This window comes from Pseudomonas sp. GW822-FHT02E03 (assembly GCF_058802325.1).
Map to the genome: position 1 here is coordinate 242869 of NZ_JBXAOA010000002.1, position 18402 is coordinate 261270.

Sequence of the window (18402 nt, forward strand, 5' to 3'; positions counted from 1 at the left end):
ATGGAGATCAAATTCAGTGGAAGTGCCTTTGCTGCTTGCCGCCGTTTCCGCGACTTCGCCTTGCGGCGAAGATTTGGAATATGACGCGGATTTTTTGCGCCTGGAACGCGATTCCCAAGGCCAGCCCGAGCGCAGCATGGGCGATTCGATATTGCCTGCCGCCCCCCCTGAATGGCGCAGCATCCAGCAGCAAAGTCTGGTTTTGTTGCAACGCAGTAAAGACCTGCGTATCACCCATTTCCTTTTGCAAAGCTCCCTTGCCCTCGAAGGCGTCACCGGCCTGGCCCGCGTCCTGACACTGATCAGCGAATTGCTCAAGCAATACTGGGCCGACCTGCATCCGCGCCTGGATGCCGAAGACGACAACGACCCCACCGTGCGCATCAATGCCCTCGCCGGCCTGACGTCCGATGCCACCATTCGCCTGCTGCGCGAAAGCATCCTGGCCCGTTCGCGAACCTTTGGTGCTGTCAGCCTGCGCGCCGCCGCCAATGCCAGCGGCCTGCAAAGCTTCCCTGACGAAAACCTCGGCGCCGAGCAGCTCGCCGGGGCGTTCCTGGACAGCGATCCCGAACAGTTGGAAATCACCCGCGCCGCTTTGCAGGAGGCCCGCAGCGTCGCCGAGGCCATCGAGCAACAGGTCAGCGAACACATCGGTTCCGCCCAGGGCGTTGACCTTGGCCCATTGAAGCAACCGCTCAAAATGGCCTTGCAGATTCTCGGCCAGTTCGCCCCCCAGAGCGGCGACAGCCCCCTGCCCGATACCCTCGGCGAAGACAGCACCGCGCCGGTTGAATATGCCACCGCACCGAGCGCACCGCGCAGTACCGGCACTGGCGAAATCAACAACCGCGACGACGTGCTGCGCAGCCTGGACCGGATTCTTGCGTACTACACCCGTCATGAGCCCTCCAGCCCACTGCCGGTGCTGTTGAACCGGGCGAAGAATCTGGTGCACGCCGACTTTGCGGCCATCGTGCGCAACCTGATTCCCGACGGCATGAGCCAATTTGAAAACCTGCGCGGACCAGACAGCGAATAAAAGCGAACGGATCACGCAGTCACGTCACCGGTACCACCGATGACGCCAACACCGTCGCTTGAGCGACCAGGAGCAGCAACGTGGCGAAGCAAAGTTCTCAGAAATTCATCGCGCGCAACCGCGCGCCTCGAGTGCAGATCGAGTACGACGTCGAGCTCTACGGCGCCGAGAAAAAGGTCCAGTTGCCCTTCGTCATGGGCGTCATGGCGGACCTCGCCGGCAAGCCCGCCGAGCCTCTGGCACCTGTGGCCGATCGCAAGTTCCTGGAGGTGGATGTCGACAACTTCGACTCACGCCTCAAGGCCATGCAGCCACGCGTCGCGTTCCATGTGCCCAACGAGCTGACCGGCGAAGGCAACCTGAGCCTGGACATCACCTTTGAAAGCATGGACGACTTCAGCCCGGCCGCCGTGGCGCGCAAGGTCGACTCGCTGAACAAGCTGCTCGAAGCGCGCACCCAACTGGCCAACCTGCTGACCTACATGGACGGCAAGACCGGTGCCGAAGAAATCATCATGAAGGCCATCAAGGATCCGGCGCTGCTCCAGGCGCTTGCCAGTGCGCCGAAGCCAGCCGAGCCTCAGGCTTAATCAGGACGAATGATCATGACCGATTCAGTACGTGCAGACGCTCAGACACTGAGCACCACCGAAGAAGCCAGCGAGTTCGCCTCCCTGCTGCTGCAAGAATTCAAACCCAAGACCGATCGCGCTCGCGAAGCCGTCGAGACCGCTGTGCGCACCTTGGCCGAACAGGCCCTGGCGCAGACCGACCTGGTGTCCAACGACGCCATCAAGTCGATCGAATCAATCATCGCCGCCATCGACGCCAAGCTCACCGCCCAGGTCAACCAGGTCATCCACCACCCCGATTTCCAGCAACTGGAAAGCGCCTGGCGTGGCCTGCATTACCTGGTGAACAACACCGAGAGCGATGAGCAACTGAAGATTCGCGTGCTCAATATCTCCAAGACCGACCTGCACAAGACCCTGAAGAAATTCAAGGGCACCGCGTGGGACCAGAGCCCGATCTTCAAGAAGATGTACGAAGAAGAATACGGCCAGTTCGGCGGCGAACCTTACGGTTGCCTGGTGGGCGATTACTACTTCGACCAGTCGCCTCCGGACGTGGAACTGCTGGGCGAACTGTCGAAAGTCTGCGCCGCCATGCACTCGCCGTTCATCGCAGCCGCATCGCCGACCGTGATGGGCATGGGCTCGTGGCAGGAACTGTCGAACCCGCGCGATCTGACCAAAATCTTCACCACCCCGGAATACGCCGGCTGGCGCTCGCTGCGCGAATCGGAAGACTCGCGCTACATCGGCCTGACCATGCCGCGCTTCCTCGCGCGTCTGCCGTATGGCGCCAAGACCGATCCGGTGGAGGCCTTCGCCTTCGAAGAAAACACCGACGGTGCCGACAGCTCCAAGTACACCTGGGCCAACGCCGCTTACGCAATGGCGGTGAACATCAACCGTTCGTTCAAACACTTCGGCTGGTGCTCGCGCATCCGTGGCGTGGAGTCTGGCGGTGAAGTGGAAAACCTGCCGGCGCACACCTTCCCGACTGACGATGGTGGCGTGGACATGAAATGCCCGACCGAAATCGCCATTTCGGACCGCCGCGAAGCGGAACTGGCGAAGAACGGTTTCATGCCGCTGCTGCACAAGAAAAACACTGACTTCGCCGCGTTCATCGGCGCCCAGTCGTTGCAGAAACCGGCCGAGTACGACGACCCGGATGCCACCGCCAACGCCAACCTGGCCGCGCGCCTGCCGTACCTGTTCGCCACCTGCCGTTTCGCTCATTACTTGAAGTGCATCGTGCGCGACAAGATCGGCTCCTTCAAAGAGAAGGACGAAATGCAGCGTTGGTTGCAGGACTGGATCCTCAACTACGTCGACGGTGACCCGGCGCACTCCACCGAAACCACCAAGGCCCAGCACCCATTGGCTGCGGCCGAAGTGATCGTCGAGGACGTGGAAGGCAACCCGGGGTACTACAACTCCAGGTTCTACCTGCGCCCGCACTATCAGCTCGAAGGTCTGACCGTGTCGCTGCGCCTGGTATCCAAGCTGCCTTCGGCCAAAGGCGCGTAAAAGACTGCAGCGGCACGCTTGTGTGGGAGCCGGGCTTGCCCGCGATGGCATCAACGCGGTTCTGCTGAAAAACCGCAGTGCCTGCATCGCGGGCAAGCCCGCTCCCACAGGTTCTGCGCCTTGACTGGCATTGGACCAGGCTCGAGAAAGCGTGATTCTGCAGGAGCTTCGAACAGATTTCGCAAGGTCGGCGTTAACCAAACAATGTGGTAGAGACCACACAGGGAGAAAACATGGCTGTTGATATTTTCATCAAGATCGGCGACATCAAGGGCGAGTCCATGGACAAGGCCCACAAGGACGAAATCGACGTCTTGAACTGGAGCTGGGGCATGTCTCAGTCCGGCAACATGCACGTGGGCAGCGGTGGCGGTGCAGGCAAGGTGAACATCCAGGACCTGTCGCTGACCAAGTACGTCGACAAAGCCTCACCGAACCTGATGATGCACTGCGCCAGCGGCAAGCACATCGACAAGGTCAAGCTGACCGTGCGCAAGGCCGGCGGCGAAAGCCAGGTCGAGTACATGATCATCAACCTGGAAGAAGTGCTGGTCACGTCCCTGAGCACCGGCGGCTCGGGTAGCGATGATCGCCTGACCGAAAACCTCACCCTGAACTTCGCCAAGGTGCTGGTGGACTACCAGCCGCAAAAAGCCGACGGCACCAAGGAAGGCGGGCCGGTCAAGTTCGGCTGGAACATCCGCCAGAACGTCAAGGTGTAATCGAAGATGCCCCCGGTGTTATGCGCTGGGGGTGTTTTGGTGCTTGCTCGAATCCAATCCTTTCCTATCCGGTGTCTGAGTCATGGCCAAGCCTTCGTTTATTAATTTGTGGAGCAGCTATCCCACCGTCAAGGATCCATGCGACCAGCCCTGGGGCAACCAGTGCGCGATTCGTATGAGTGTCGCGTTGAATGGCGAGCTGACCATCAAGGTCAACAAGTCGACCTACACCGACCCAAAATGCAAGCATGACCATGCCCGTGGCGCCGAGTCTCTGGCGAACTGGCTGTGGCGGAATCATTTGGGGCGTCCGACCATTTTGAGTGGTAGCGCAGCCGATCGGCTGACACTCAGCCAGAAGACCGGAATCATCTTTTTCAAGGATTGCTTTAGCCGTGCAAACGAGCCTGAAAGCGAGCGCTCAGGTGACCACATCGATCTATGGAATCGTGGCCGAACCAAAGGCTTCTTTGACGGTGACTTCCTTTCCAGACAGGTCTGGTTCTGGGAGTTGACATGATAGGGCCAATGCTCCGAGCGACACTCCTGTGCGGCCTGCTGATCAGTTTGAATGCCTGCGCTGAAACCGATCCAGACCAACTCGACGCGCCCGCTCGCACTCAAGGAACGTTCGCCGGCCAGCTGCTTAAGCTAGTCGACCAGAACGGTCAGTGCGCCGTCCTCAAACCTGATCAGACTCATTTGGTACTGGGTATGGAATGGCCGTGCTATTTCAACCTGAACCCAAAGGGTGAATTGCGGGTAGAAATGTTCAGAGACGTCCCGATCTTCCTGGTCGAGCGGAGCGTCCCCGAACCATCGCCTAGTCGGGACTGCGATACAAAATCCCAAGCCGTACGCAAAATCAACGGCGTTCTGGAAGCCTCGTCGGTCAACCCCAGCGCCATGTGCGGGCTCGGCCAGCAAGACCAGAAAATGTTTACGGCACTATTCCGGTGGTAACCGAAATCGCCATCCGCGATCGCCTGCAACCGTCCCTGCTGGCCCGGTTGAACGCGCCGAGAACGGTTGGTGCTTGTTCCAATCCAATCCTTTCCTGCCCGGCGTCCGAGTCATGGCCACGTCGTCAGTCATCAATGAAAAAGCACCTGCTCACCATGTGCCTGGCGATGAATTTGATCAGCCTGAGCGCATGGGCCGAACATGCCGAGATGCCAACAACCCAGGCGGTTTTTGTTGGGCAGCAACTCCGACTGATTGACGACCAGGGACAATGCACGCTGGTCAAACCCGACCAGAGTCGCATGAAACTGGACATGGAATGGCCTTGCAGCTTCAGCCTGGATAAACAGCAGCAACTGCGAGTAGAGACTTTCAACGACATCCCGATATTTTCGGTCTGGCGCAGCGAGCACATGCCCGCGCCCAGCCGCGACTGTCTCAGCAAGATGCAGGCTATTCGTCAGATGCCCGAAGGCCTGGAGGCGGGAGCAGTTAACGCATTTGCGTCCTGCGGCTCAGGCGGGGACCAAAAAATGTATGTGGGGCCATTTACGTGGTAACCGAAATCGCTACCCGCGATCGCCTGCAACCGTCCCTGCTGGACCGGTTGACCGATGACGACCCGAGCAATCCCAAGGAAAGCGCCGACAAGCGCGTGCTCTCCCTGACCCAACTGAAAGCTTCGGTGCTGCGTGACCTGGCGTGGTTGCTCAACACCACTTCATTGCTCGGCGCCGATGCGACGTTGCACACCCCGGCCGGCACTTCGGTGCTCAACTTCGGGCTGCCGGCGCTGGCCGGCAACAGTGCGTCGAATGTCGATATCGCGGCGCTTGAAGCGCTGATCCACCAGGCCATCGCCACCTTCGAACCGCGGATTCTGCGTAACACCTTGCGCGTGCGGGCCCGGGCATCCGCCGAGATGAACCACAACGCCCTGAGTTTCGAGATCGAAGGCGATCTCTGGGCGCAGCCAGTGCCGCTGCGCCTGATGCTGCAGACCGACCTGGACCTGGAATCCGGCCATGTGCGAGTGATCAACGCCGAACAGCGGAGACGCTCATGAACCCGCGCCTGCTGGAACTGTACAACCAGGAATTGCACCACGTGCGCGAAAGCGCGGCGGAGTTCGCCCAGGAATACCCGAAAATCGCCAGTCGGCTGACGTTGTCCGGCATGGACTGCGCCGACCCGTACGTCGAGCGCTTGCTGGAAGGTTTTGCTTATCTGACGGCGCGGGTACAACTCAAGCTCGATGCCGAATACCCGACCTTCACCCACAACCTGCTGGAAATCGCGTACCCCCATTACCTGGCGCCGACACCGTCGATGACCGTGGTGCAATTGCAGGCCGACCCCGATGAAGGCTCGCTGAGCAGCGGCTTCCCGCTGCCTCGGGACACGGTCCTGCGCGCCGCCCTGGGCCGCGAAACCCAAACCTGCTGCGAGTACCGCACCGCCCATGCGGTGACGTTGTGGCCGTTGCAGGTCAGCCAGGCCGAGTACTTCGGCAACCCGTCCGCCATGCTCGGGCGCCTGGCCGCCAGTGAACCCAAGGCCAAGGCCGGCCTGCGCCTGACCCTGCGCACCGGCGCCGAACTACCGTTCAACAGTCTGGCCCTGGATAACCTGCCGCTGTACCTCAACGGCGCAGACGAGCAGCCCTTCCGCCTCTATGAACAGCTGCTGGGCAATGTCTGCGCCGTGTTCGCCCGTCAGCCCGGCGCCGATTGGGTGGAACGCCTGCCGCAGGACGCACTGCGCTCCCAGGGATTCGACGACACCGACGCCGCGCTGCCAGTGGTCTCGCGGGCCTTCCAGGGCTATCGCCTGTTGCAGGAATACTTCGCCCTGCCCCACCGCTTTCTGTTTGTCGACTTCACCCAATTGAGCCGGGCGGTCAAACGTTGCGACGGCCAGGAACTGGAATTGATCGTGCTGTTCGATCGTCACGATCCGAGCCTGGAAGGCAGCGTCGGTGCGGCGCAGTTCCTGCCGTTCTGCACCCCGGCCATCAACCTGTTTCCCAAGCGCCTGGATCGCATTCACCTGTCGGAACGGGTCAATGAACATCATGTGATCGCCGACCGCACCCGGCCGATGGATTTCGAGATTCATTCCCTGACCACCCTCACCGGCCACGGCACCGGGTCGGAGCAGCCTTTTTTGCCGTTCTATGCGGTGCGCGATCCGTCTCGCTACGGCCGCGACCAGGCCTGGTACACGGTGCGGCGCGAACCCCGCGTGCTGTCCAGCGGCCAGCGGCGTAACGGCCCGCGCTCGACGTACATCGGCAGCGAAACCTTCGTCAGCCTGGTAGACAGCCAGCAGGCGCCCTATCGCCACGATCTGCGTCAACTGGGCGTAACAGCGTTGTGCACCAACCGCGACCTGCCGCTGTTCATGAGCGTGGGCAACAGTAAGACCGATTTCACCCTGGCCGACAGCGCACCTGTCGCGGCGGTGCGCTGCGTGGCAGGCCCAAGCCGCCCACGCGCCAGCCATGCCCATGACGCCAAGGCCTGGCGGTTGATCAGCCAGCTGTCGCTGAATTACTTGTCCCTCAGCGAACAAGGCCAGGGCGCCGCCGCCCTGCGCGAACTGCTGCGTCTGTACGGCGACAGCAACGATGCAGCCTTGCAGTTGCAGATCGAAGGCCTGCGCGAAGTCAGCAGCAAGGCCTGCACCCGACGCCTGCCGATGCCCGGCCCGATCGTGTTTGGTCGTGGCCTGGAGATCACCCTGGAATTCGATGAAAACGCGTTTCGCGGCACTGGAGTCTTCTTGCTCGGTGCAGTGTTCGAGCGCTTCCTGGCACGCTATGTGTCGATCAACAGTTTTACCGAGACGGTGATCCGTACCACCGAACGCGGCGAGATCATGCGATGGAAAGCCAAGCCCGGACGCCGTCCGACCCTGTGAGTACCCTGGACGCGATGCACCAGGAACCCTGGGAATACGACTTCTTCCAGGCGTTGCGGCGCATCGAGTGCGAATCGCCTGAACTTCCGCGCCTGGGTCATTCGACGCGCCTGGCCGATGATCCGCTGCGCCTTGGGCAACAGGCCGATTGCACCTTCGCCCCGTCGACCCTGGCGTCGGTACAGCCGGGCGTCGACGGTGCGCCGGCGCGCCTGGAGCAGTTCTTTTTCGGCCTCGGCGGCCCCAACGGCCCATTACCGCTGCACCTCACCGAATATGTGCGCGAACGCCAGCGCAACAACGCCGACAGCACCAGTAAACGCTTCCTGGATGTGTTCCATCACCGCCTGCTGAGCCTGTTTTATCGGGCCTGGGCCGAAGCGCGGCCCACGGTCAGCCATGACCGCCCAGACGATGACTACTGGTCGGCACGCCTGGCAGCACTGAGCGGCCGCGGTATGCCGAGCCTGCTCAAACAAGGGCTGATCCCCGATACGGCGAAGTTGCATTACAGCGGTCATCTGTCGGCACAAACCCGCTACCCGGACGGTTTGAAGGCCATTCTCAGCGAGTACTTCGGCCTGCCGGTGGAGATCGAAGAATACGTCGGCCAATGGCTGGAACTGCCGGAACGCAGCCGCGTGGGCGTCAGCGCCCATCAATTGGGCGTGGATTTTTGCCTGGGCCGTTACGTCTGGGATCGCCAGCACAAATTCCGCATTCGCCTGGGGCCACTCAAGCTGGATGACTACATGAGCATGCTGCCCGGTAGCCAACCCTTCAATGAGCTGGTGGCCTGGGTGGCCGAATACCTGGGCCATGAACTGGACTGGGATCTGAACCTGGTTCTGAAACAGCCCGAAGTACCGGCGCTGCAACTCAATCGCCAGTTCCGCCTGGGTTTCAATACCTGGCTGGGCAAGCCCGAAAAAGATGCCAAGGACTTAATACTGGCCCGGCATTACGCCGAGCAGGCCAACACCTCACACACCTCAAGGAGCCAAGAGCATGGGTGAAATCAGTCGCGCCGCGTTGTTCGGTAAACTCAACAGCGTGGCCTACAAAGCCATCGAAGCCGCCACCGTGTTCTGCAAGTTGCGCGGTAACCCTTATGTGGAACTGGCCCACTGGTTTCATCAGTTGTTGCAATTGCAGGACTCGGACCTGCACCGCCTCATCCGCCAGTTCAATATCGAGCCGGCGCGCCTGGCCCGGGACCTGACCGACGCCCTGGACCGTTTGCCACGCGGCTCGACTTCAATCACTGACTTGTCCTCCCATGTGGAAGAAGCCGTGGAGCGTGGCTGGGTCTACGGCAGCTTGATGTTCGGCGAAAGCCAGGTGCGTACCGGTTACCTGGTGCTGGGCATCCTCAAGACGCCGAGCCTGCGCCATGGGCTACTGGGGCTGTCGGCAGAGTTTGACAAGATCAAGGCCGAGGCCCTGAGCGAGCGTTTTGATGAATACGTCGGTGACTCGCCGGAAAATGCGCTCAGCGCCAGCGATGGTTTCAACGCCGGCAGCGTGCCTGGTGAAGCCAGCGGCGCCATCGCCCCCAGCGCCATGGGCAAGCAGGAAGCGCTCAAGCGCTTTACCGTCGACCTCACCGAGCAGGCTCGCAGTGGCAAGCTTGACCCGATTGTCGGGCGTGACGAAGAAATCCGCCAACTGGTGGACATCCTCATGCGCCGTCGGCAGAACAACCCGATTCTGACCGGTGAAGCCGGCGTCGGTAAAACCGCCGTGGTCGAAGGCTTTGCCCTGCGCATCGTCGCCGGTGACGTGCCGCCGGCGCTCAAGGATGTGGAATTGCGCAGCCTCGACGTCGGCTTGTTGCAGGCCGGCGCAAGCATGAAAGGTGAATTCGAACAGCGCCTGCGCCAGGTCATCGAAGACGTCCAGGCCTCGCCAAAACCGATCATCCTGTTTATCGACGAAGCCCACACGCTGGTCGGTGCCGGTGGCGCCGCCGGCACCGGGGACGCGGCCAACCTGCTCAAACCCGCCTTGGCCCGAGGCACCCTGCGCACCGTGGCGGCCACGACCTGGGCCGAGTACAAGAAGCACATCGAGAAAGACCCGGCCCTGACCCGTCGCTTCCAGGTGGTGCAAGTCGCCGAGCCGTCCGAAGACAAGGCGCTGTTGATGATGCGCGGCGTGGCCTCGACCATGGAAAAACACCATCAGGTGCAGATCCTTGACGAAGCCCTGGAAGCCTCGGTCAAGCTCTCCCATCGCTACATTCCCGCGCGCCAGTTGCCGGACAAATCCGTGAGCCTGCTGGACACCGCCTGCGCCCGGGTCGCCATCAGCCTGCACGCCGTGCCGGCCGAAGTGGACGATAGCCGTCGCCGCATCGAGGCGCTGGAAACCGAGCTGCAAATCATCGCCCGCGAACATGCCATCGGCATCGTGATCGGCACTCGCCAGAGCCAAAGCGAAAACCTGCTGAGCGCCGAACGCAAACGCCTGACCGAACTGGAAAGCCGCTGGGCCGAAGAGAAAACCCTGGTGGACGAATTGCTCGCCACCCGCGCCACCCTGCGTGAACGCGTCGGTGTAGTGGACAGCGATGTCGGCAGTGAGGACAGCCACGCCCTGCGCGAGAAACTGGTGGACCTGCAACAGCGCCTCAGCGCCCTGCAAGGCGAAACTCCATTGATCCTGCCGACCGTGGATTACCAGGCCGTGGCCTCGGTGGTTGCCGACTGGACGGGTATTCCGGTGGGCCGCATGGCCCGTAACGAACTGGAAACCGTGCTCAACCTCGACCAGCACCTGAAGAAACGCATCATCGGCCAGGACCATGCCCTGCAGATGATCGCCAAACGCATCCAGACCTCCCGCGCCGGCCTCGACAACCCGAGCAAGCCGATTGGCGTGTTCATGCTCGCGGGCACTTCCGGCGTGGGCAAGACCGAAACCGCCCTGGCGCTGGCCGAAGCCATGTACGGTGGTGAGCAGAACGTCATCACCATCAACATGAGTGAATTCCAGGAAGCCCACACCGTGTCCACCCTCAAGGGCGCGCCACCGGGCTACATCGGCTATGGTGAAGGCGGCGTACTGACCGAAGCCGTGCGGCGCAAACCCTACAGCGTGGTGCTGCTGGACGAGGTGGAAAAAGCCCACCCGGACGTGCACGAGATTTTCTTCCAGGTCTTCGACAAAGGCGTGATGGAGGACGGCGAAGGACGGGTGATCGACTTCAAGAACACCTTGATTCTGCTGACCACCAACGCTGGCACCGAGCTGATTGCCCAGGTCTGCAAAAACCCGCAAAACGTGCCCGAGCCCGAAGAGATCGCCAAGGCCCTGCGCCAGCCGCTGCTGGAGATTTTCCCGCCGGCATTGCTGGGCCGCTTGGTGACCATTCCGTACTACCCGCTCAGCGACGAGATGCTCAAGGCCATTACCCGCCTGCAACTCAACCGCATCAAAAAGCGCGTGGAGAACACCCACAAAGTGGCCTTCGATTACGACGACGCGGTGATCGACCTGATCGTCTCCCGCTGCACCGAAACCGAAAGTGGCGGGCGAATGATCGACACCATCCTGACCAACAGTCTGTTGCCGGACATGAGCCGCGAGTTCCTCACCCGCATGCTCGAAGGCAAAGCGCTGGCAGGCGTGCGGATCAGCGCCCGGGATAACGAATTGCACTACGACTTCAGCGACGCGGCATAGCCCCTGGAGGAATGCGGTCAGTGTGGGAGCTGGCTTGCCTGCGATTGCGGTGTGACATTCAGCATTGATGTCGACTGATATACCGCTATCGCAGGCAAGCCAGCTCCCACATTTGATCCGGTTCCGGCAGGGAGAAAGCGGCGCGGCGATTACAACGTTTACGGGATAACTGATGCTATTCAAGCAACTCTCACGCCTGGCAAAAATCACCAGCCCCCTGGGGCCGGATGTGCTGTTGCTCAAGGACATGGGCGGCGGCGAAGAGTTGGGGCGGCTGTTCAACTATGAGCTGCAACTGCACTCGCTGGACAACGCCATCGACCTCAACCAGTTGCTGGGCAAACCCATGTGCCTGAGCCTGCAACTGGACGGCGGTGGCGAGCGCTATTTCCATGGCATCGTTGCCCGTTGCAGCCAGAACGTCGACCAGGGCCAGTTCGCCAGCTACCAGGCCACGCTGCGGCCTTGGCTTTGGCTGCTGACCCGCACCTCCGATTGCCGGATTTTCCAGAACCTGACCATCCCGCAGATCATCAAGCAGGTTTTTCGCGACCTGGGTTTTTCCGACTTCGAAGATGCCCTGAGCCGGCCCTATCGCGAGTGGGAATACTGCGTGCAGTATCGCGAAACCAGCTTTGATTTCGTCAGCCGCCTGATGGAGCAGGAAGGGATCTACTACTTCTTCCGCCATGAACAGGGTCGTCACGTGCTGGTGCTGGCCGATGCCTACGGCGCCCACACCAGTGTGCCCGGCTACGCTTCGGTGCCCTACTACCCCAAGAATGAACAGCAGCGCGAACGCGATCACATTCACGACTGGCGCCTGGCCCAGGAAGTCCAGCCAGGCTCGCTGGAACTCAATGACTATGACTTCCAGCGCCCCAGCGCGCGAATCGACGTACGCTCGGCCATGCCTCGTCCGCACACCGGCGGCGACTATCCGCTGTACGACTATCCCGGCACCTATGTGCAAAGCGCAGACGGCGAACATTACGCCCGCACCCGCATCGAAGCCTTGCAGACCCTGCACGAACAGGTCGAGTTCGCCGGCAACGCCCGGGGCCTGGGGTCAGGTCATTTGTTCAGCCTCACGGGTTTCAGCCGCCAGGACCAGAACCGCGAATACCTGATCGCCGGCGCCCGTTACTACGTCGCCCAGGAAAGCGGGGAAAGCGGCGGCGCTGGCGCTTCGGCGCAGTTCGAAAGCAGCCTGACCTGCATCGACGCGCAACAAAGCTACCGTCCCCTGCCCAACACCCACCGGCCTATCGTCAAAGGCCCGCAGACCGCACTGGTGGTCGGCCCCAAGGGCGAGGAAATCTGGACCGACCAGTTCGGCCGAGTGAAGGTGCATTTCTATTGGGACCGACACGACCAGTCCAACGAAAACAGTTCGTGCTGGATTCGCGTGTCGCAATCCTGGGCCGGGAAAAACTGGGGTTCGATGCAGATCCCGCGGATCGGCCAGGAAGTGATCGTCAGCTTCCTCGAAGGCGACCCGGACCGGCCGATCATCACCGGCCGCGTCTACAACGCCGAACAAACTGTGCCCTATGACTTGCCGGAAAACGCCACCCAAAGCGGCATGAAAAGCCGTTCGAGCAAGGGCGGCACACCGGCGAACTTCAACGAAATCCGCATGGAAGACAAGAAAGGCGCCGAGCAGCTGTACATCCATGCCGAGCGCAATCAGGACATCGTGGTCGAGGTGGATGAAAGCCACTCGGTAGGTCACGACCGCAACAAGAGCATCGGGCATAACGAGACGGTGACCATCGGCAACAACCGCCTGCGTATCGTCAAACAGGAAGACATTCTTTCGGTGGGCCAGCGCAAGACCGACAGCATCAGCCAGAGCTACGTCATTGAAGTGGGCGAGAACCTGCGGCTGGTCTGTGGTGAAAGCATCCTGGAGCTCAATGCCAGCGGCCAGATCAACCTGACCGGCGTGCAAATCAGCTTCTATGCCAGCGGTGATGCCGAGTTCAACACCGGCGGCGTGCTGCACCTGAACAACGGCGGCGGCGCTGGCGCCACGCCTGACGGCCAGGGCGTCAAGGCCAGCATCGACGCCAACATCAACGCCGCGTTTCCCAAGCCCAAGGGCTAATCACGAGATCTGTGTTCCATGACTTACCGAATCAATGAATTCCAGTTCCAACTGCCGGCAGGCGAACTGCAAGACGCGTCGATCAACATCCTCAAGTTCCCTGAACTGGGCACTTCGCTGATTGTCAGCCGCAGCTTGCTGGCTGAGGGCGAAACCCTGCAAAGCAACTTCGACGACCAGCTCAAGCGTCTGGAAAAACAGGTGCAAGACTTGCGTTTTCAACCGGGCGTCGCCGTGCGTCTGGGCGCCAGCCAGGAAGTCGAAGGCATCGAGTTGCGCAGCCAGTTCAACAAGGGCAACGACAAAGTCTTCCAATACCAGTTGGCACTGGTGTTGCCCGGCACCCGCAAAATGCTCGCCCTGAGCTACGTGAAAGCCGAGAAACTTGGCGATGCCGAAGCCGCGCATTGGGCGACCATCAAGAGTTCGCTGTTGTTCGACGTTCCGGCCTGATGAGCACCCTGCATGTCTGACGCACTCTGGGCCGCCCGCCTGGGCGACGCGCTCGATCACGCCTCGATGATGGCCGACATCCTCGGCGGCGTGCTCGAGGTGGCAGCCAACATCGCGATTACCGCGCTGGCCACTGCTGCCGTGGTCGCGGCCACCGGCATTACCGTCGTCACAGGCGGGTTGGGGTGCTTCGTGCTCGGCCTGGTGGTGGGCACGATCGTGGGCCTTGCCATGAGCAAGACCGGGGCCGACAAGGGCTTGAGTAACCTGTGCGAGAGCTTCAGCAACGCGCTGTTTCCGCCCACGGTGCAGGCAAATATTCTCACCGGCTCCACCAACACCCTGACCAACAACATCCCCGCCGCCCGCGCCGCCGGGGCGATCCCGTCCCATGTCGCGCCGGCCGGTACCGAACTGGAGGCGCCCGAGCCGGAAGCCGAGCCCAGCTATCTGGACATGGCCGAGAGCTTCTTCTCCCAGATGTGGCGCCCCACCGTCGCCACCCCCGCGCCCGGCGCGGTGCCCAAGCCGCTGGACCTGCTCGTCTGCATGAAGCATCCGCCAATGCCGCCGCAGTTTATGGCCGAGGGCTCGGACAAAGTCACCATCAACGGCCAGCCCGCCGTGCGCAGCGGCGACCGCAGTACCTGCGACGCCAAGGTGGTGTCGTCCGGGCTGATTTCCTCCAACGTCACCATCGGTGGCGGTTCGGTGGTGGTGCGTGAGATCCGCAGCGGCAAAACTCCGGGCGTGGGGCTGGCAGTCACGGCGTTGCTGATGCTCAAGGGCGGCAAGGGGAAGTTCTTCAGCAAACTGCCGTGCATGCTGATCGGCGGCGCGACGTCGATGGCCGTCAGCAGCGCGATGGGCGCGATGGCCAACGCCGCCATGGGCTCGTCGAACCCGGTGCACGCGGCGACCGGGGCCAAGGTGCTGGGGGGCGATGAAGAGCTGGACTTCGTGTTGCCGGGCATCTTGCCGATGGATTGGCAGCGGTTCTACAACAGCCGTGACGAGCGGCGCGATGGGTTGTTTGGCGCGGGTTGGAGTGTGTCCTACGAGGTGTGCGTCGAAATTCTGCCTCACTCGGAGGGTGGTGAAACGCTGGTCTACACCGATGAGCAGGGCCGACGCATCGATATGGGGTCGATTCCCTTGGGTGGTGCGGTGTTCAGTGCGGGGGAAGGGCTGAGTGTTCGACGCCATGTTAATGGGCAGTTGTTGATTGAAAGTGATGACGGCGTGTATCGCTTGTTCAATCCAACGCCCGGCAATACGGTGCTCCTGCGCCTTGATCAATTGGGCGATCGCAACGACAACCGTATCTACCTCGACTATGACGACGTCGGGCAGCTTGTTCGGCTGCGGGACACCTTTGATCTAGTACAGGTCGAGCTGATTCGCGAACGCGACCGCGTGGCTCGGGTTGAGCGCCTGTACCCCGATCAACGCCGCGAAATACTTGCCAGTTATGCCTATGACACAAGGGGCAACCTGGCCGAAGTACGCGACGCCACCGGCCAGGTACAACGGTGCTTCAGCTACGACGCCGGACAGCGGATGGTCGAGCACCAGTTGCCCACGGGGCTGCGTTGCTTCTATGAATGGGCGCTGATTGAAGACCTGGAATGGCGCGTGGTCCGGCACTGGACCGATGAAGGCGATGCCTACCAGTTCGACTATGACCTCGTCGCCGGTGTCACGCGCATCACCGATGGCTTGCAGCGCGTCAGTACACGGCGCTGGAACGCCCAGCACCAGATCACCGAGTACACCGACAACCTCGGCCAGACCTGGCAGTTCGAATGGAACGACGAGCGCCAACTGCTCAGCGCCACCGACCCGCAGGGCGGTCGCTATGAATACAGCTACGACGACGCCGGCAACCTGATCGGCGAAACCGACCCGCTGGGCCGCAGCGATTCGACCCTATGGCTTGAACTCTGGGCCCTGCCGCTGGTGGAAACCGACGCCGCCGGCAACAGCTGGCAGTATCGCTACGATCAGCGCGGCAACTGCATCGCCGAAACCGATCCGCTGGGCCACATCACCCGCTACCGCTACGACACCCACGGCCAGGTCGTCGAGATCATCGACGCCACTGGCAAAAGCAAGAAACTGCGCTGGAGCCCGTTCGGCCAACTGGTCGAGCACATCGATTGCTCGGGTTATCCGACGCGGTTCAACTACGACCACCGGGGTTATCTGCAAACCATCACCGATGCCCTCGGCGAACGCACCCAATTCAGCTATGACGCCCAAGGGCGGTTGCTCAGCAGCCAATTGCCGGACGGCCGCACCGAGCAGTACCAGCGCGACGTCAGCGGACAGTTGACCGGTTATACCGACCCGGCCGGGCACACCACGCTCTATCAACACAACCGTCGCGGCCAGGTGCGCCAGCGCACCGACGCCCATGGCCGGCAGGTGCAGTTCGGGTATGACAGCTACGGACGGCTGCAAGCGCTGACCAATGAGAACGGTGAAAGTTATCGGTTTGCCTGGGATGCCGGCGATCGGCTGACCGAACAACAGGATCTGGATGGCAGCGCCAAGCGCTACACCTATGACCTGCTGGATAACGTCGCGGCGGTCACGGTTGTTCCGGCGCTTTATGGCAACGGTTTGGCCGTGGTCCCCGAGACGCCCCTGGCCCCTATCGTTCATCGACTCGAGCGCGACGCCGCCGGCCGGCTGATCGCCAAAGTCACCGACGATGGCCGCACCGACTACACCTACGATCCGCTGGACCAGCTTACCGCCGTCACCTTCACCGACCACCAGGGCAACGCACAAACCCTGAGCTTCGCCTACGACGCCCTCGGCCAGTTGCTCGAAGAACAGAGCGCGGCTGGCAGCCTGCACCACCACTACGACGAACTCGGCAACCTGATCCAGACCCAACTGCCCGACGGCCGCTGGATCAATCGCCTGCACTACGGCAGCGGCCACCTGCACCAGATCAACCTCGACGGCCAGGTCATCAGCGACTTCGAGCGTGATCGCCTGCACCGCGAAGTGCTGCGCACCCAAGGCCAGATCAGCACCCGCAGCGAATACGACCGCAGCGGACGCTTACGCGCACGCCAACGCCGACACAGCAGCCAGCCCTCGCTGATGCCGGCCGCCGTGCAGAAACATTTCGAGTACGACCCCGCCGACAACCTGATCGGCAAACTCGACCAGCAACCCGCCACGCAACACCGCCAACTGCTGCACTACGACGCCACCGGCCGCATCATCGCCAGCCAGGACAGCCTGCACGGCCAGCGCGAAACCTTCGCCTACGACGCCGCCGCCAACCTGCTGGACGGCCCGCAACCCGGCGCCGGGCTGGTGGTGCACAACAAACTGCTGACCTATCAGGACAAGCGTTACCGCTACGACGCCTTTGGCCGGATGATCGAAAAACGCAGCGCTAAACGGGGCCTGCAGCGCTTCGGTTACGACGCCGAAAGCCGGTTGATTGAAGTGCGCAATGACAACGGCAGCGTGGTCAGGATGACCTACGACCCGCTGGGCCGACGCATCGAAAAAACCGGGCACGACAGCAACGGTTATCCACTGGGAGAAACCCGCTTCACCTGGGACGGCCTGCGCCTGTTGCAGGAACATCGCCATCAGCAGACCAGCCTCTACCTCTACGAAGACGAAGGTTACGAACCCCTGGCCCGGGTTGACGGGACAGGCCCGCTGCAAAAAATCCGCTACTACCACAACGACCTCAACGGCCTGCCGGAACAGCTCACCGAAGCGGACGGCCACAACGTCTGGCAGGCGACTTATCGGGTGTGGGGCAACACGTTAGAAGAGGTGCGTGAGCCGTACTACATTGAAGAGCAGAATTTGCGGTTCCAGGGGCAGTACCTGGACCGGGAAACGGGGCTGCATTTCAATACGTTCAGGTTTTATGATCCGGATGTGGGGCGGTTTACGACGCCCGATCCGATTGGGTTGGATGGGGAACTCAACCTATACCAATACGCGCCGAATCCGATTGCCTGGGTGGATCCATGGGGATGGAAATGTTGGGGTACTGCAAGGAAAGGTCACTGGAAAAAAGCGGCAAGTAAAGCTCCACCAGGCAAGTATTCCGCCAAAAACCTGGCGCGAATGGCGGCAGGTAAAGCGCCGAGAATGAGGGTCGAGGTCCGCTACCGTAACAGTGCAAGGAACCGACGGCTTGGGCGTGTCGGCAAGACAGCTCGAATAGATGTGTCGATGGAACTGAACCACCAGTACATTCCCCAGCGCGCCGGATCGAAAGTCGCTCACGAGGATTGGAACCTGACCAAAGCAACACCTTGGGGGCATGAGTCAATGGACAAGTACCGCCATACGGGATGGGACTTGGTAAAAGTTATAAAAACCACCGGACAATGGTAAAGCAGGCTTTACAGGAGA

The 18402-nt window shown here is 61.5% G+C and carries 14 protein-coding genes; all 14 read left to right on the forward strand.

All coding sequences use genetic code 11. The features are described 5' to 3' along the window. Nucleotides 1-16: 16 nt before the first annotated feature. The 14 genes from tssA (at nucleotide 17) to AC1RQB_RS03025 (ending at nucleotide 18384) form a co-directional block, all read left to right on the forward strand. On the forward strand, nucleotides 17-1042 hold the full coding sequence (gene tssA / locus AC1RQB_RS02960) for a type VI secretion system protein TssA (RefSeq protein WP_063342089.1): 1026 nt from the start codon (nucleotides 17-19) through the stop codon (nucleotides 1040-1042). An 80-nt stretch (nucleotides 1043-1122) separates the two neighbouring features. Beyond that, a complete protein-coding gene (tssB, locus tag AC1RQB_RS02965) occupies nucleotides 1123-1632 on the forward strand; it encodes a type VI secretion system contractile sheath small subunit (RefSeq protein WP_007894500.1) in 510 nt (169 codons plus the stop codon). A gap of 15 nt (nucleotides 1633-1647) precedes the next feature. Next, complete coding sequence (gene tssC / locus AC1RQB_RS02970; RefSeq protein WP_008073493.1) at nucleotides 1648-3141, forward strand: type VI secretion system contractile sheath large subunit; 1494 nt, start codon at nucleotides 1648-1650, stop codon at nucleotides 3139-3141. Nucleotides 3142-3374: 233 nt separating this feature from the next. Continuing rightward, on the forward strand, nucleotides 3375-3863 hold the full coding sequence (locus tag AC1RQB_RS02975; protein ID WP_007894494.1) for an Hcp family type VI secretion system effector: 489 nt from the start codon (nucleotides 3375-3377) through the stop codon (nucleotides 3861-3863). Nucleotides 3864-3945: 82 nt separating this feature from the next. Next, a complete protein-coding gene (locus tag AC1RQB_RS02980; RefSeq protein ID WP_008073495.1) occupies nucleotides 3946-4383 on the forward strand; it encodes a type VI secretion system amidase effector protein Tae4 in 438 nt (145 codons plus the stop codon). Nucleotides 4384-4391: 8 nt separating this feature from the next. After that, a complete protein-coding gene (locus AC1RQB_RS02985; protein WP_177319496.1) occupies nucleotides 4392-4826 on the forward strand; it encodes a hypothetical protein in 435 nt (144 codons plus the stop codon). Then, nucleotides 4820-5386, forward strand: a complete 567-nt coding sequence (locus AC1RQB_RS02990; RefSeq protein WP_238543583.1) for a hypothetical protein — start codon at nucleotides 4820-4822, stop codon at nucleotides 5384-5386. The genes AC1RQB_RS02985 and AC1RQB_RS02990 overlap by 7 nt, the downstream gene beginning before the upstream one ends. Next, on the forward strand, nucleotides 5380-5892 hold the full coding sequence (tssE, locus tag AC1RQB_RS02995; protein WP_063342088.1) for a type VI secretion system baseplate subunit TssE: 513 nt from the start codon (nucleotides 5380-5382) through the stop codon (nucleotides 5890-5892). The genes AC1RQB_RS02990 and tssE overlap by 7 nt, the downstream gene beginning before the upstream one ends. Then, on the forward strand, nucleotides 5889-7748 hold the full coding sequence (gene tssF / locus AC1RQB_RS03000; RefSeq protein ID WP_063342087.1) for a type VI secretion system baseplate subunit TssF: 1860 nt from the start codon (nucleotides 5889-5891) through the stop codon (nucleotides 7746-7748). The genes tssE and tssF overlap by 4 nt, the downstream gene beginning before the upstream one ends. Further along, nucleotides 7712-8764 carry a type VI secretion system baseplate subunit TssG gene (tssG, locus tag AC1RQB_RS03005; protein ID WP_063342086.1) on the forward strand — a complete coding sequence of 351 codons (1053 nt, stop codon included), beginning with the start codon at nucleotides 7712-7714 and terminating at the stop codon, nucleotides 8762-8764. The genes tssF and tssG overlap by 37 nt, the downstream gene beginning before the upstream one ends. Further along, nucleotides 8757-11435 carry a type VI secretion system ATPase TssH gene (tssH, locus tag AC1RQB_RS03010; RefSeq protein ID WP_063342085.1) on the forward strand — a complete coding sequence of 893 codons (2679 nt, stop codon included), beginning with the start codon at nucleotides 8757-8759 and terminating at the stop codon, nucleotides 11433-11435. The genes tssG and tssH overlap by 8 nt, the downstream gene beginning before the upstream one ends. A gap of 172 nt (nucleotides 11436-11607) precedes the next feature. Then, nucleotides 11608-13545 carry a type VI secretion system Vgr family protein gene (locus AC1RQB_RS03015; RefSeq protein WP_063342084.1) on the forward strand — a complete coding sequence of 646 codons (1938 nt, stop codon included), beginning with the start codon at nucleotides 11608-11610 and terminating at the stop codon, nucleotides 13543-13545. An 18-nt stretch (nucleotides 13546-13563) separates the two neighbouring features. Beyond that, a complete protein-coding gene (locus tag AC1RQB_RS03020) occupies nucleotides 13564-13998 on the forward strand; it encodes a DcrB-related protein (RefSeq protein ID WP_008007718.1) in 435 nt (144 codons plus the stop codon). A 12-nt stretch (nucleotides 13999-14010) separates the two neighbouring features. Then, entirely contained in the window at nucleotides 14011-18384 is a 4374-nt protein-coding gene (locus AC1RQB_RS03025) for an RHS repeat-associated core domain-containing protein (RefSeq protein ID WP_063342083.1), read from the forward strand. Nucleotides 18385-18402 lie beyond the last annotated feature (18 nt).